Source organism: Pseudomonas sp. GM21 (assembly GCF_000282215.1).
Classification (GTDB): domain Bacteria; phylum Pseudomonadota; class Gammaproteobacteria; order Pseudomonadales; family Pseudomonadaceae; genus Aquipseudomonas.
Genome location: NZ_AKJS01000075.1, coordinates 16,762 through 30,449, shown reverse-complemented (window position 1 = coordinate 30,449; position 13,688 = coordinate 16,762). Strand labels below are relative to the sequence as shown.

Sequence of the window (13,688 nt, the reverse complement as noted above, 5' to 3'; positions counted from 1 at the left end):
AAACCCCTGCCAGGCTTTGGTTTACCGAGCCTCTGTTACCAGCCCAGGGTTTCTTTCAGGAAGGGAATGGTCAGCTTGCGCTGAGCTTGAAGAGAGGCCTGATCGAGACGCTCAAGCAACTCGAACAGCGCACTCATGCTGCGAGTTCCGCGGGTCAAAATAAAATGCCCGACTTCATCGGTCAGGTGCAAACCGCGACGCGATGCACGCAATTGCAAAGCACGCAATTTGTCTTCATCGGAAAGCGGGCGCATCTGGAAAATCAGTGCCTGGGTCAAACGCGACTTCAAGTCCGCCAGCTTCACCGGCAGTTCACGCGGCGAGGTCGATGCGGCGATCAGCAGACGACGACCGCTGTCTCGCAGACGATTGAACAGATGGAATAGCGCCTCTTCCCAGTCCGCCCGACCGGCCACCGCCTGCAAATCATCCAGACAGACCAGTTCGTATTGTTCGAGGTTATCGAGAATAGTGATGCCACGATCAAGCAGCTCGGCCAATGGCAAGTACACCGCCGGCTCCCCCAACTGCTCGAAGCGCAGGCAGGCCGCCTGCAACAGATGCGTACGCCCTACCCCGTCCTTGCCCCAGAGATAAATCAGGCTTTCGGTCCACCCGGCGTCGGCTTCGCAGAGTCGCTCGACATAGCCGAGTGCTGCGGCATTGGCGCCTGGGTAGTAATTGATAAAGGTAGCGTCATCTCGCAGACGCACACCTAGGGGCAGCTGAATCGGTTTCATGCTGACTGAACAGTTCCAAAGGAACCGTTAGTGGCCTCTGTGTAAAGTTTGCGAAGTTTATACCCGTGACGCTGGTCGCACAATGCGACAGACCATAAGCAAAATCAAAGGTTTGCGTTAACGCTCTGGTTTCATGACAGTTTTGTTGGCGGTGCATGTGACAGCCACGCGAGGATGCAGGCCAACCCGGCGAGATCGGGGTTGGCCGTGACGGCCTTTCAACCGACCTTACTGCTTCGGCTCTTCTGCACCGCTGTACATATCAGAATCTTTGTATAAATCATTTACATGGCGCACCAGCACCATGATCACCGCCGCCACCGGCAACGCCAGCAACACCCCTGTGAAACCGAACAGCTCGCCGCCCGCCAGAACGGCAAAAATCACTGCCACCGGGTGCAGACCGATCCGGTCCCCTACCAACATGGGTGTCAGCACCATGCCTTCGAGCGCCTGCCCGACCATGAACACCGCGACGATGCCCAACATGGGATAGAGGTCGCCACCGAACTGGAACAGTCCGGCAATCAACGCCGCGCCAATCCCGACGACAAAGCCCATGTACGGCACGATTGCGGCCAGCCCGGCGATAACACCGATCAGCAGCCCCAACTCCAACCCCACCAGCATCAAGCCCGCAGAATAGATCACCCCCAGCGCTACCATCACCAGCAATTGCCCGCGAACGAACGCCCCCAGCACTTCGTGGCATTCGGCAGCGAGCATGACAGCGCGCTCTTCGCGATCACGCGGTAACAGGCTTCGGACCTTCCCCATCATCAGGTCCCAGTCCCGCAGCAGGTAAAAACTCACCACCGGGATCAACACCAGATTGGCCAACCAGCCAATCAACGCGAGACCGGACGCCGTGGCCTGACTCAACACAACTCCTACGATGTCACTGGTCTGCGTCACGTGCTCGCTGATCGCAGCCTTGAGCCGGTCAAATTTCCAGAAGCCTTCCGACAACCCAAACTTCGATTGCGCCCACGGCAGCGCAGTGTGCTGCAGCCAGTCGAGCATTTGCGGCGCCAGCTCATACAAACGAAACAGTTGCTTGGCCAGCAGCGGCACCAACACCAGCAGCAGCGTGGTGAATATCAGGGTGAACAGCGCGAACACCGCTATCACGCCCCACGTCCTTGAAAGCCCGACCTTCTCCAGTCGATCCACCAGCGGATCGAACAGATAGGCCAGCAACAGCGCCACCAGAAAGGGAGTCAGAATCGGATGCAACAGCCAGACAAACGCGCAGAGCAGAACCACCCCACCCAACCAGAACCAACGGCGCGTATCGGCCATGTACCACTCCATATGCATCTATATAAAGAAAGAAAACCTTACCAGCGAAAGCGCAATTGCGGCGTAGGGGCCGGGGCTGGCGCCACAGCAGGCGTCGAACCCGGCACCACGGGCTGAACCTGCGCTACGGGTGCTACGGGTGCTACGGGCGCGGCAGCTTCACCGGCCGGTACTTCTTGCAACTTCGCCAGCGACAACTGCGAGCGCAGTTGCTCAGCGCTGCCACTAACCCGATAAAGAATGCGATCAGCGTTAACACTTTGCAGACGCGCGCCAAACGGGTCGAGCAATCGCCCCAGCGACGCATAACGCTCCAGATTCATGCCCTGCACTTCCAGCAATTGTTCACCCGAGGCACCTGGCCTGACGACAAACCGTGGCGCCAGTCGCTGGGTGACCGCCAGCATCACCGCATCGGCCACCGCGGCCTGATCCGCCCCTTGCACGCTGCCCGCTTCTTTCTTGTCGCCCATCCACAAATTCCATTTGGCCTGCCACTGACCACCCTCTTCTTCCTTGGCATGCACCGCGAGCAAGGCGTCTGCGTTGTACCGCTCCGATGCATTGCGCAGAGGCGTCGCATCCGTGCCTTCCAGCGTCGGCGCTGTCGCCACCAGTTGCTCACTCAGGTCCGCCAGCGGCAAGCGCAATGGCAAGCCGCGGTGTTGCGCCGCTCGACGCAGAGGCGCGGCGCTGGCCTGACCATCGCCCACCAGGCTCGAACCTTCGGTGGAGTCATTCAACCACCAGCCAAGAATCGACGGCCGATTCGCCCCCCACAACGACAGCCCCGCACGGCGCAGCGCCTGCTCGGTGGAGGCCGGGTCGAAATCGACCTTCAACACTTCCGGCGGCCCCGCCTCGAAGCCGTATTGACTGATGATTTGTTGTGGATCCTTGCGCAGGGCCGCCAAACCCGGACTTTGCGCGGCCTTGGGATCGCCGGTCAGACGCAATACCAGCGTGTCCAGTGCACGCTGGGTCGCTTGATCACGCTCTTCGGGCGCCTGACTGGTGACAGGCTCGCGCACTTGATAAAGACCTTTTACGTTTTCGGCATGACTGGCGAGGCTGAAAAGGGAAAAACAGCTCAAACACAAGAGTTTTGAAAGAAAACGCATGGAAGATTCCTGACGACAAGAGCGGCTGGAACTGACCGCATGAAGGCATTGAGCAAGCTGTGACCATCGCCTCGCACAAAACATTCACCCGACCCCGATAAGTTTTTGACGCTGCCATAACGATAGACGGTTAATCGCGATACCTTATACAGGCCACCAACAGGCTCAATATCAATTTTTTTAATGGGATATGCCCCTGCTGTCGGCGTGAGGATGGCCGCTGCCCCTCAAGCCTGATAAAATCGCGCGCCTTCGCAGACCGGCAACAGCCGGGTAGCCCGAATTTCGTGTGAGGCAATCGCCCCCCGTTGAATTCGGCGTCCCCGCTGGACTCGGTCGTTACCCCTGAATCCCCCCTAAAGGCCTGGATCATGAGCAAGCAACCCTCCCTGAGCTACAAGGACGCCGGTGTAGACATCGACGCCGGTGAAGCATTGGTCGAACGCATCAAGAGCGTCGCCAAGCGCACTGCGCGCCCGGAAGTCATGGGCGGCCTGGGCGGTTTCGGCGCCCTCTGCGAAATCCCGGCCGGCTACAAGCAGCCCGTGCTGGTTTCCGGCACTGACGGCGTTGGCACCAAGCTGCGCCTGGCACTGAACCTGAACAAGCACGACAGCATCGGCATCGACCTCGTCGCAATGTGCGTGAACGACCTGGTGGTCTGCGGTGCCGAGCCACTGTTTTTCCTCGACTACTACGCCACCGGCAAACTCAATGTCGAAACCGCGACCCAAGTCGTGACCGGCATCGGCGCAGGCTGCGAACTGTCCGGCTGCTCCCTGGTCGGCGGCGAAACCGCTGAAATGCCTGGCATGTACGAAGGCGAAGACTACGACCTGGCTGGCTTCTGCGTCGGCGTCGTGGAGAAATCCGAAATCATCGACGGCTCGAAAGTCGCTGCCGGTGACGCCCTGCTCGCCCTGCCGTCTTCCGGCCCGCACTCCAACGGCTACTCGCTGATCCGCAAGATCATCGAAGTGTCGGGTGCCGACATCGAAAACATCCAGCTCGACGGCAAACCGCTGACCGACCTGCTGATGGCCCCGACCCGTATCTACGTGAAGCCGCTGCTCAAGCTGATCAAGGAAACCGGCGCTGTCAAAGCCATGGCCCACATCACCGGTGGCGGCCTGCTGGACAACATCCCGCGCGTGCTGCCAAAAGGCGCACAAGCCGTGGTTGATGTAGCGAGCTGGACCCGTCCTGCCGTGTTCGACTGGCTGCAAGAGAAAGGCAACGTCGACGAAAACGAAATGCACCGCGTGCTGAACTGCGGCGTCGGCATGGTCATCTGCGTCGCTCAAGAGCACGTTGAAACGGCGCTGAGCGTTTTGCGTGAAGCCGGCGAGCAGCCTTGGGTCATCGGCCAGATCTCCACCGCTGCCGAAGGCGCGGCTCAGGTTGAACTGAAGAACCTCAAGGCTCACTGATGTCAAAGACCTGTGATGTCGTGGTGCTGCTCTCCGGCACCGGCAGTAACTTGCAGGCCTTGATCGACAGCACGCGGACCGGCGACAGCCCGGTCCGTATCGCTGCGGTGATTTCCAACCGCGCCGATGCTTATGGCCTGCAACGCGCCAAGGACGCGGGTATCGACACCCGCGCCCTGGATCACAAGGCTTTCGAAGGCCGCGAGGCCTTCGATGCCGCATTGATCGAACTGATCGACGCGTTCAACCCCAAACTCGTGGTACTGGCCGGCTTCATGCGCATTCTCAGCGCTGACTTCGTGCGCCATTACGCGGGTCGCCTGCTCAACATCCATCCGTCGCTGCTACCCAAATACAAAGGGTTACACACTCATCAGCGCGCGCTGGAGGCCGGCGACACTGAGCACGGCTGCTCCGTCCACTTCGTCACCGAGGAACTCGATGGCGGACCACTGGTCGTACAAGCAGTAATACCAGTAGAGTTGCAGGATTCGCCGCAGAGTCTGGCGCAGCGAGTCCATGCCCAGGAACACCTGATCTACCCGTTGGCTGTACGCTGGTTTGCCGAAGGTCGACTCTCACTCGGCGAACAAGGTGCTTTACTGGATGGAAAGCTACTCGCGGCCAGCGGCCACCTGATTCGTACCTAGGAGATATTATGCGTCGCGCCCTGCTCTTCGCTTGCGCTCTGCTTGCCTTGCCTCTGGCACAGGCTGCGGAACTTCAACCTTTCTCCGCCAGCTATACCGCCGACTGGAAACAGCTCCCCATGAGCGGCACGGCTGAACGCAGCCTGACCAAGGAAGCCAACGGCGTCTGGAAGCTCAGCTTCAAGGCATCGATGATGATCGCCAGCCTGACGGAAGAAAGCACCCTGACCGTGGACAAGGACACCCTGCTGCCTCAGTCCTACCGCTTTGAGCGTGGCGGACTGGGTAAAGCCAAAAAGGTTGATCTGGATTTCGACTGGGCCGCCAAAATGGTCACCGGCACCGATCGTGGCGACCCGGTCAAGGTTCCACTGAACCGTGGCATGCTCGACAAGTCCACGTATCAGCTGGCCCTGCAGGAAGACGTCGCCGCCGGCAAAAAGAGCATGAACTATCAGGTCATCGATGGTGGCGAAGTCGACACCTATGACTTCCGCGTATTGGGTTCGGAAAAAGTCGACACCAAGGCCGGCCAGATCGATGCGATCAAAGTCGAGCGCGTGCGCGACCCGACACAAAACAAGCGCATTACCGTCCTGTGGTTTGCCAAGGACTGGGATTACCTGCTGGTCCGTCTGCAACAAGTTGAAACCGACGGCAAGGAGTACAACATCATGCTCCTCGACGGCAAGGTCAACGGTAAAGCGGTCAAAGGCAGCTAAACCGGCACAACACGAAAATCCGGAATCCGATAAGGGTTCCGGATTTTTTTTGCCTGCTGGAACTTAAATCCGCGCCAACGCTTGCGCCAGATCAGCGCGCAGGTCTTCGACGTCCTCGACCCCCACGGACAATCGCACCAGCGCATCGCCGATGCCAAGTTGGGCACGGGTGTCGGCGGGGATGGTCGCGTGGGTCATGATCGCCGGGTGCTCAATCAGGCTTTCCACCCCGCCCAGGCTCTCCGCGAGCGCAAAGATCTGCACGCTCTCCAGAAAGCGCTTGGCGCCCGCCAGGTCGCTGTTCAGATCGAGTGAGATCATCCCGCCAAAACCGCGCATCTGTTGCCGCGCCAGTTCGTGCTGCGGATGTGATGGCAATCCCGGGTAGTAGACGCGCGCCACCTGCGGCTGTTGTTCCAGCCATTGCGCCAACGCCAGGGCGTTGCTGCAGTGGCGCTCCATGCGCAGTGCCAGGGTTTTCACGCCGCGCAGGGTAAGAAAGGCGTCGAATGGACCGGCGATGGCGCCCACAGCGTTTTGCAGAAAGCCCAGTCGCTCGCGCAGCTGCGCGTTCTGCCCCACCACCGCGATGCCGCCGATCACGTCGGAGTGACCATTCAAATACTTGGTGGTCGAATGCACCACGACATCGAAGCCCAATTCCAGCGGGCGCTGGGTCCAAGGACTCGCGAAGGTGTTGTCGGCCACGCAAATGATCCCGCGCTGGCGGCAGATGCGTGCGATGGCGGCGAGATCAGAGAGGCGCAACAACGGATTGCTCGGCGTCTCGACACAGACCATTCGCGTGTCGTCCTGCAGCGCGGCTTCAAAGGCCGCAAGGTCTGTCAAATCGACGAAGCTGAAACGATGCCCGGCACTGCGCCGCCGCACCTTGTCGAACAGGCGAAACGTACCGCCATACAAATCATTGCCCGAAACAATATGCGAATCGGCATCGAGCAATTCGAGCACTGTGGAAATCGCTGCCAGCCCGGACGCGAACGCAAAGGCCTGGGTGCCCCCTTCGAGATCCGCCACGCAGCGCTCCAGCGCCCAACGCGTCGGGTTGTGCGAGCGCCCGTAGTCGAGGCCTTTGTGCACACCAGGGCTTTGCTGCAAATAAGTAGAGTTGGCGTAAATCGGCGGCATCAACGCCCCGGTGGAAGGGTCCGGCGCCTGCCCCGCATGGATCACACGCGTGGCAAATCCATGCGGCGCAGCCTCTTTATCGTGACTCATGTCAGGGATCTCCGTAGATGATTGAGTAAGTCGAAGCGGGTAATCAGTCCGTGAAAGCCCGATGTATCGGCAATGATCGCCACCAGCCCACGGTCGAGTTCCGCCTGCAGCTGCGCCAGACTGGCAGCGGCAGGCAGGGTTTGCAGCTTGTCCGTCATTGCGCTGGCCACCGTCAAACGGAAGTGCGAGGCGTCCTGATGCACTCCCAGCAGAATGTCGGACTCGTCGATGACACCGACCAGCCGCTGGCCATCCACCAGCACCGGCAGTTGTGACACGTCCGCCAGACGCATGCGCTGAAAAGCAGTCAGCAGCGTGTCGTCAGGGCCCACGCTGATCACTCGACCATCCTCGAAACGGCGCGAGATCAGGTCGCGAAGGTCGCCATAGTGCTTGTACTGCAACAGGCCTTGATCGTTCATCCACTGATCGTTGTAGACCTTCGACAGGTAGCGTGTACCGGTGTCGCAGACGAAACTCACGACCCGTTTCGGCTCGGTTTGCTCTCGGCAATAACGCAGCGCCGCCGCCAGCAATGTGCCAGTCGACGAGCCACCGAGAATGCCTTCGGCGCGCAACAGTTGGCGGGCATGATCGAAGCTTTCTTCGTCGCTGATCGAATACGCGTGGCGCACGCTGGACAGGTCGGCAATCGAGGGAATGAAATCTTCGCCGATGCCTTCCACCGCCCAGGAACCGGGGGTACCGAGGGTGCCGCTGCGGCTGTATTCGGCCATCACCGAGCCGACCGGGTCGGCCAACACCATGACCAGGTCCGGCTGCACGCGGTTAAAGAAACGGGTCAGGCCGGTCAGCGTGCCGGCCGAGCCGACGCCGACGACGATGGCATCCACATCATGCTGGGTTTGCGCCCAGATCTCTGGAGCGGTGCTGCATTCGTGGGCCAGGGGGTTGGCCGGGTTGTTGAATTGATCGGCAAAGAAGGCGTCGGGAATTTCCTTTGCCAGCCGCGCGGCCACATCCTGGTAGTACTCGGGATGGCCCTTGCCGACATCGGAGCGGGTTATGTGCACCTCGGCGCCCATTGCCTTGAGGTGCAAGACTTTCTCGGTGGACATCTTGTCGGGCACCACCAACACCACTCGATACCCCTTGGCACGACCGACAAGGGCCAGACCCAGGCCAGTGTTGCCGGCAGTGGCCTCGACGATGGTGCCTCCGGGTTGCAGGCGACCATCGCGCTCGGCGGCGTCGATCATCGCCAGACCGATGCGATCCTTGATCGATCCGCCGGGGTTTTGTGATTCGAGTTTGAGGAACAGCGTACAGGGGCCGGTATCGAAGCGACTGACACGCACCAGCGGCGTGTTACCAATCAATTCAAGGACGGCAGGGCGGGATTCGTTGGGCATGTCTTCACCTTGCTATGGTTTTCGCACTGGATGGACACCAACCTGCGGCGCGTCATTGTGTGACGCTCGCAAGCATTACCTCGCTTGGACCATAGGCCGCGATAGCGTCATTCGCAACCGTGCGCGGCTAGCCGGTCGCCGGGTATTCAGTCAGCGAACAGGCACGCACCCGCAAGAAAGTGGAACGCTCCGATTGAGGAATGCTCTATAACTTCAAGGTCTTTTTGACCGAACGATTTTTCCAGCCTGGGAGGCTTTCCATGACCGTTACCGTCAATACCGTTTCCGCCGAAGGTTTTCGCCACAGTGTTCAGATCGACGACCACGAACTGTTTGCCGACGTGCCGACCTCGTCAGGCGGTGAAGGCTCGGCGCCAGAACCCCACGATTACTTCGATGCGGCCTTGGGGGCGTGCAAAGCCTTGACCCTGAAGATGTATGCCAGGAAGAAGGACATCCCGCTGACCGGTGTCACGGTCGAGGTCAAACGCGACAACAGCGAAGAACAGAAAGGCAAATACGCCCTGCACGTCAAGCTGACCCTCAAGGGCGTGCTCACCGACGCTCAGCGCGATGAATTGCACCGCGTGGCCGACCGTTGCCCTGTCCACAAGCTGATGACCACCACCGATGTCAGCATCGAAACCCACCTCTCCGAAGGTGCGTTCAGCCAGTAGCGGCAACGGCTGCGCAAGCGGGTTATGCTCCACGCATCACCCGCTCAGCCTGGAATGCAGCATGAACTCTCCGCTCGTGATCCGCCCCCGCATCGAAGATGTCGAAGGCCAGCCGATTCTTCGCCCGCTGCCGTCAGCCAAGTGCCGCAGCGTCGGGCCTTTCGTGTTTTTCGACCACATGCTGCAAACCCGGTATCCCGCGGGAAAAGGCATGAACATCCGCCAGCATCCGCATATCGGCCTGTCGACCCTCACCTATCTGTTTGAAGGGCAAATCCAGCACAAGGACAGCCTCGGTTCCGATCAAGTGGTCGATGCCGGTGATGTGAGCTGGATGACCGCCGGCAGCGCGATTGCCCACGTCGAACGCACCCCCGAGGCGTTGAAGAGCAGCGGTTTCACAATGCACGGCCTGCAGATCTGGCTGGCATCGCCCAAAGAGCATGAACAAGGCCCGGGGCACTACAGCCATCATCCGGCCGCCACCTTGCCGGTCAGCGATAACCTTGGGGTAAAGATCCGGATGATTGCCGGGTCAGGCTTTTGTCTGGAATCCCCAGTCCCGGTGCTCTCTCCTACGTTGTACGCGGAATTAAACCTGCAAACGGCGACCACGCTGCTGATTCCCACCGAGCATGAAGAGCGAGCGTTGTATGTCTTGAGCGGCGAGGCGCAGCTGGATGGCGAAGCACTGGAACTGAATTCGCTGGTGGTGTTGCCGGCGGGGGAAGCGATGACACTGTTTGCCGAGAGCGACTGTCATGCCGTGTTGTTTGGTGGCGCGCCAATGGACGGCCCCAGGAGGATCAATTGGAATTTTGTCTCGAGCGATCCGGCGGCCATCGATGAAGCACGGCGGCGCTGGGCGGCCGGGGATTGGCCGACGGTGCCGGGGGAAAGTGAACGGATCGAACTGCCTCTTCGGTGAACGCCTGATCGTTCCCACGCTCCGCGTGGGAATGCAGCCCGTGACGCTCCGCGTCACTGGACGCGGAGCGCCCCTAGAGGCATTCCCACGCGGAGCGTGGGAACGATCAGCCAGATTGCTAGGTTTTCACACAGTCTGCGAAGCGGGTTTTATCTACAACGCAGTTAAACCGACAGTTCAACCAGCAGCTTGTTCAGACGGCGCACATACGCGGCCGGATCCTTCAAGCTGTCACCGGCAGCCAGGGCCGCCTGATCGAAGAGAATGTGCGACAGGTCGCCGAAACGCTCGTCGCTCTGCTCGTTGTCGAGCTTCTCGATCAGCGGGTGCGCCGGGTTGAACTCGAAGATCGGCTTCGACTCCGGAACCTTCTGACCGCTGGCCTCCAGGATCTGACGCATCTGCATGCCCAGGTCCTGCTCGCCGATCGCCAGAATCGCCGGGGAATCGGTCAGACGGTGGGAGACCCGTACTTCAGCAACCGAGTCACCCAATGCGGATTTCAGACGTTCAACCAGACCTTCTTTGGACTTGGCGACTTCTTCCGCGGCTTTCTTGTCCTCTTCCGAGTCCAGATTGCCCAGGTCCAGGTCACCACGCGCCACGTCAACGAAGCTCTTGCCGTCGAAGTCGCTGAGGTAGCTCATCAGCCACTCGTCGATGCGATCGGTCAGCAGCAGCACTTCGATGCCTTTCTTGCGGAAGACTTCCAGGTGCGGGCTGTTTTTGACTTGCGCGTAGGTTTCGCCGGTCAGGTAGTAGATCTTGTCCTGACCTTCCTTGGCGCGAGCCAGGTATTCGGCCAGACCCACCACTTGCTCGCCTTCATCACCGTTGGTCGATGCGAAACGCAGCAGGCCAGCGATTTTCTCTTTGTTGGCGAAATCTTCTGCCGGGCCTTCTTTCATGACCTGACCGAAGTTCTTCCAGAAGCCCTTGTATTGCTCAGGCTCGTTCTTCGCCAGTTTTTCCAGCATGTCCAGAACGCGCTTGGTCAGCGCCGACTTCATCGAATCGATGATCGGGTCTTTCTGCAGGATTTCCCGCGACACGTTCAACGACAGGTCGTTGGAATCGACCACGCCTTTGATGAAACGCAGGTACAACGGCAGGAACGACTCGGCCTGGTCCATCACGAACACACGCTGCACGTACAGCTTCAGGCCTTTCGGCGCTTCACGCTGGTACAGGTCGAACGGAGCACGGGCCGGCACGTAGAGCAGCGAGCTGTATTCGAGCTTGCCTTCGACCTTGTTGTGGCTCCAGCTCAGCGGGTTCTCGAAATCGTGAGCGACGTGCTTGTAGAACTCCTGGTATTCCTCGTCCTTCACTTCAGTGCGAGGACGGGTCCACAGGGCACTGGCGCGGTTGACGGTTTCCCATTCAACGGCCGGCTGCTCTTCACCTTCAGCGGCGGCCACTTCTTTTGGCAACTCGATCGGCAGGGCGATGTGGTCGGAGTACTTCTTGATGATGTTGCGCAGACGCCAGCCATCGGCGAATTCGTCTTCACCGGACTTCAGGTGCAGAACGATGCGAGTGCCGCGCTCGGCTTTCTCAACGGTGGCCACTTCAAAATCGCCTTCGCCCTTGGACGACCAGTGCACACCTTCGCTGGCCGCATCACCGGCACGACGGCTGAACACGTCGACTTTGTCGGCGACGATGAAGGCAGAGTAGAAACCCACACCGAACTGGCCGATCAGGTGCGAATCTTTCTTCTGATCGCCAGACAGGTGTTTCATGAAGTCGGCTGTGCCGGATTTGGCGATGGTACCCAGATGGGCGATCGCTTCTTCGCGGTTCATGCCAATGCCGTTGTCTTCGAGGGTGACGGTTTTGGCGTCCTTGTCGAAGGTCACACGGATTTTCAGTTCGGCGCCACCTTCCAGCAATTCAGGCTTGGACAGGGCTTCGAAACGTAATTTGTCGACAGCGTCAGAGGCGTTCGAGATCAATTCGCGAAGGAAGATTTCCTTGTTGGAATACAGCGAATGGATCATGAGGTGCAGCAGTTGCTTCACCTCGGTCTGGAAGCCCAGGGTTTCCTTTTGAGTTTCCACACTCATGGTCATCAAACTCCAATCAGATGGCAGTGGCCGCGACCTTCAGGGTCGGCGGCGGGTTGTCATCAGAGTTGGGGGCTGTGTTCAGGATTTCAAGGGCTCCTCAATTTTGAAATGGGCACGGGCCGTCGCAATGGGCTCGGATTCAGTGCTTTGCCAGGCGGTAACGGCCACGTTGGCGACCCGACGCCCCTGTCGGCACACCTGACATTTGGCCCAGGTATCGCGAAACTGCCCGGCGCGCAGGTAGTCGAGGGAGAAATCGATGATTTTCGGTACACCCGGCGAACCCGTGAAAATCAGCAAGTGCAGCGCGGCCGAGAGTTCCATGAACCCGGCAATCACGCCGCCATGAATCGCCGGCAATAAAGGGTTACCAATGTTGTCCTTGTTGGCTGGCAGGCGAAACAGCAGATCATCCCCCACCCGCGAACATTCGACGCCGATCAGTTTGGCATAAGGAATCAGGTGCAACAGTGACGCGTAGTTGCCCTCCTCATGAGCCTGTTGCAGTTGTTCCTTGAAGGAATCAGTCATTGCGCACCTCCGGAGATGACGCCGCCAAAGCCTTTCGTGCCTTTGATGGCTTTGCCCATGCGCATGAACGTACCCACAACATGGGCGATGGGGTGCTCGGGATCGTCCTGATAGGCGAAACCACGGGCGAAGATCACGTCGGTGGTCACTCGGTAGCATTGGGCAAAACCGTAGACATCTTTATGCGGTTCGGCGGCATGCATGTAGTCGATGCGCAGATCGAGGGTCGGGCAGACTTCAAATTCGGGCAGCACGCACAGGGTCGACATACCGCAGGCAGTGTCCATCAACGATGTCAGCGCACCGCCGTGGATCACGCCGGTTTGCGGGTTGCCAACGATTTGCGGGCTGTACGGCAAGATGACCGTTAGTCCGTCATTGCTGGCGCTGTGCACCCGTAACCCAAGGACCTGACAATGCCGCAGCGCCGACAGGAATCGCGTCGCACGCTCAAAAACAGGGTTTTCGGCCATGTGATAAAAAGCTCTAGTTAGTGGGGATTCGAAGTCTTGGAAAAAGCAAAAAGTTCCTTAGCGAATATCCTTCATATATTTGTATGAAATGAGGAACTTATCATTGCCGGGTGTGCTCGAAAGGCCAGTAGTTATTTCCATAAGGAGAAACACCCCATGCGTAAGACTTTAGCTATTGCCTTGATGTTGACCGCTTCCCTCGGTCTCGCTGCCTGCGATAAAAAATCCGAGGACAAAGCTCAAGATGCAGCCAAACATGCTGAACAGGCTCAGCAAGACATGAACAAAGCTCAGGATAAAGTGAACGACGCTGCGAAAGAAAACGCCAAAGCTGCCGAAGCTCAGGCTGAATCGAACGAAGCTGCCGCAAAAGAAGCACCTAAAAACTAAAACAGTTTTTAGCTTGCAAAAGAAAACCCGCCTGGTGCGG

The 13,688-nt window shown here is 59.1% G+C and carries 14 protein-coding genes; 6 read left to right on the top strand and 8 right to left on the bottom strand.

The features are described from left to right. Positions 1-35: 35 nt before the first annotated feature. The 3 genes from hda to PMI22_RS17805 form a co-directional block, all read right to left on the bottom strand. Positions 36-740, bottom strand: coding sequence for a DnaA regulatory inactivator Hda (gene hda / locus PMI22_RS17795; RefSeq protein ID WP_007945165.1), 705 nt, complete (start codon positions 738-740; stop codon positions 36-38). 228 nt (positions 741-968) lie between these two features. Then, the gene (locus tag PMI22_RS17800) at positions 969-2,042 is read right to left on the bottom strand and encodes an AI-2E family transporter (RefSeq protein WP_007945164.1); all 1,074 of its coding nucleotides are present in this window, start codon (positions 2,040-2,042) and stop codon (positions 969-971) included. Positions 2,043-2,080: 38 nt separating this feature from the next. Next, a complete protein-coding gene (locus PMI22_RS17805; protein ID WP_007945163.1) occupies positions 2,081-3,163 on the bottom strand; it encodes a DUF2066 domain-containing protein in 1,083 nt (360 codons plus the stop codon). Between the two features lie 371 nt (positions 3,164-3,534). Here PMI22_RS17805 and purM point away from each other — a divergent pair, with 371 nt between their 5' ends. From purM to PMI22_RS17820, 3 genes are read left to right on the top strand one after another with little or no spacing between them, the layout of a single operon-like run. Then, on the top strand, positions 3,535-4,593 hold the full coding sequence (gene purM / locus PMI22_RS17810) for a phosphoribosylformylglycinamidine cyclo-ligase (RefSeq protein ID WP_007945162.1): 1,059 nt from the start codon (positions 3,535-3,537) through the stop codon (positions 4,591-4,593). Further along, positions 4,593-5,243 (top strand): phosphoribosylglycinamide formyltransferase, encoded by a 651-nt coding sequence (gene purN / locus PMI22_RS17815; protein ID WP_007945161.1) that lies wholly within the window; start codon positions 4,593-4,595, stop codon positions 5,241-5,243. Before purM ends, purN begins: the two co-directional genes overlap by 1 nt. Before the next feature lie 8 nt (positions 5,244-5,251). Beyond that, a complete protein-coding gene (locus tag PMI22_RS17820) occupies positions 5,252-5,965 on the top strand; it encodes a DUF3108 domain-containing protein (RefSeq protein WP_007945160.1) in 714 nt (237 codons plus the stop codon). A 63-nt stretch (positions 5,966-6,028) separates the two neighbouring features. Here the strand turns inward: PMI22_RS17820 and PMI22_RS17825 are convergent, their stop codons facing one another. Both PMI22_RS17825 and PMI22_RS17830 read right to left on the bottom strand, forming a co-directional pair. Continuing rightward, entirely contained in the window at positions 6,029-7,204 is a 1,176-nt protein-coding gene (locus PMI22_RS17825) for a trans-sulfuration enzyme family protein (protein ID WP_007945159.1), read from the bottom strand. Then, complete coding sequence (locus PMI22_RS17830) at positions 7,201-8,577, bottom strand: pyridoxal-phosphate dependent enzyme (RefSeq protein WP_007945158.1); 1,377 nt, start codon at positions 8,575-8,577, stop codon at positions 7,201-7,203. Before PMI22_RS17830 ends, PMI22_RS17825 begins: the two co-directional genes overlap by 4 nt. Positions 8,578-8,837: 260 nt before the next feature. Here PMI22_RS17830 and PMI22_RS17835 point away from each other — a divergent pair, with 260 nt between their 5' ends. Together PMI22_RS17835 and PMI22_RS17840 are read left to right on the top strand one after the other, a co-directional pair. Further along, positions 8,838-9,254, top strand: coding sequence for an OsmC family protein (locus PMI22_RS17835; protein WP_007945157.1), 417 nt, complete (start codon positions 8,838-8,840; stop codon positions 9,252-9,254). A 61-nt stretch (positions 9,255-9,315) separates the two neighbouring features. Then, on the top strand, positions 9,316-10,182 hold the full coding sequence (locus PMI22_RS17840; protein WP_007945156.1) for a pirin family protein: 867 nt from the start codon (positions 9,316-9,318) through the stop codon (positions 10,180-10,182). Between the two features lie 164 nt (positions 10,183-10,346). Here PMI22_RS17840 and htpG read toward each other — a convergent pair whose 3' ends face one another. The 3 genes from htpG to PMI22_RS17855 all read right to left on the bottom strand — a co-directional run bounded on the left by htpG (position 10,347) and on the right by PMI22_RS17855 (position 13,258). Then, positions 10,347-12,251 (bottom strand): molecular chaperone HtpG, encoded by a 1,905-nt coding sequence (gene htpG / locus PMI22_RS17845; RefSeq protein ID WP_007945155.1) that lies wholly within the window; start codon positions 12,249-12,251, stop codon positions 10,347-10,349. Positions 12,252-12,332: 81 nt separating this feature from the next. Next, positions 12,333-12,785, bottom strand: coding sequence for a PaaI family thioesterase (locus PMI22_RS17850; protein ID WP_007945152.1), 453 nt, complete (start codon positions 12,783-12,785; stop codon positions 12,333-12,335). After that, positions 12,782-13,258, bottom strand: coding sequence for a PaaI family thioesterase (locus PMI22_RS17855; protein WP_007945151.1), 477 nt, complete (start codon positions 13,256-13,258; stop codon positions 12,782-12,784). Before PMI22_RS17855 ends, PMI22_RS17850 begins: the two co-directional genes overlap by 4 nt. A gap of 156 nt (positions 13,259-13,414) precedes the next feature. Here PMI22_RS17855 and PMI22_RS17860 point away from each other — a divergent pair, with 156 nt between their 5' ends. After that, positions 13,415-13,648: a hypothetical protein gene (locus tag PMI22_RS17860; protein ID WP_007945150.1), complete on the top strand. Its 234-nt coding sequence runs from the start codon at positions 13,415-13,417 to the stop codon at positions 13,646-13,648. The last annotated feature ends 40 nt before the right edge of the window (positions 13,649-13,688 follow it).

What these genes read in the sequence shown, in the direction of transcription:
- PMI22_RS17830 (WP_007945158.1), bottom strand. Translation starts at nt 8,577, where the DNA reads ATGCCCAACGAATCCCGCCCTGCCGTCCTTGAATTGATTGGTAACACG.
- PMI22_RS17800 (WP_007945164.1), bottom strand. Translation starts at nt 2,042, where the DNA reads ATGGCCGATACGCGCCGTTGGTTCTGGTTGGGTGGGGTGGTTCTGCTC.
- PMI22_RS17840 (WP_007945156.1), top strand. Translation starts at nt 9,316, where the DNA reads ATGAACTCTCCGCTCGTGATCCGCCCCCGCATCGAAGATGTCGAAGGC.
- PMI22_RS17825 (WP_007945159.1), bottom strand. Translation starts at nt 7,204, where the DNA reads ATGAGTCACGATAAAGAGGCTGCGCCGCATGGATTTGCCACGCGTGTG.
- hda (WP_007945165.1), bottom strand. Translation starts at nt 740, where the DNA reads ATGAAACCGATTCAGCTGCCCCTAGGTGTGCGTCTGCGAGATGACGCT.
- purM (WP_007945162.1), top strand. Translation starts at nt 3,535, where the DNA reads ATGAGCAAGCAACCCTCCCTGAGCTACAAGGACGCCGGTGTAGACATC.
- PMI22_RS17820 (WP_007945160.1), top strand. Translation starts at nt 5,252, where the DNA reads ATGCGTCGCGCCCTGCTCTTCGCTTGCGCTCTGCTTGCCTTGCCTCTG.
- PMI22_RS17805 (WP_007945163.1), bottom strand. Translation starts at nt 3,163, where the DNA reads ATGCGTTTTCTTTCAAAACTCTTGTGTTTGAGCTGTTTTTCCCTTTTC.
- PMI22_RS17855 (WP_007945151.1), bottom strand. Translation starts at nt 13,258, where the DNA reads ATGGCCGAAAACCCTGTTTTTGAGCGTGCGACGCGATTCCTGTCGGCG.
- PMI22_RS17850 (WP_007945152.1), bottom strand. Translation starts at nt 12,785, where the DNA reads ATGACTGATTCCTTCAAGGAACAACTGCAACAGGCTCATGAGGAGGGC.
- PMI22_RS17835 (WP_007945157.1), top strand. Translation starts at nt 8,838, where the DNA reads ATGACCGTTACCGTCAATACCGTTTCCGCCGAAGGTTTTCGCCACAGT.
- htpG (WP_007945155.1), bottom strand. Translation starts at nt 12,251, where the DNA reads ATGAGTGTGGAAACTCAAAAGGAAACCCTGGGCTTCCAGACCGAGGTG.
- PMI22_RS17860 (WP_007945150.1), top strand. Translation starts at nt 13,415, where the DNA reads ATGCGTAAGACTTTAGCTATTGCCTTGATGTTGACCGCTTCCCTCGGT.
- purN (WP_007945161.1), top strand. Translation starts at nt 4,593, where the DNA reads ATGTCAAAGACCTGTGATGTCGTGGTGCTGCTCTCCGGCACCGGCAGT.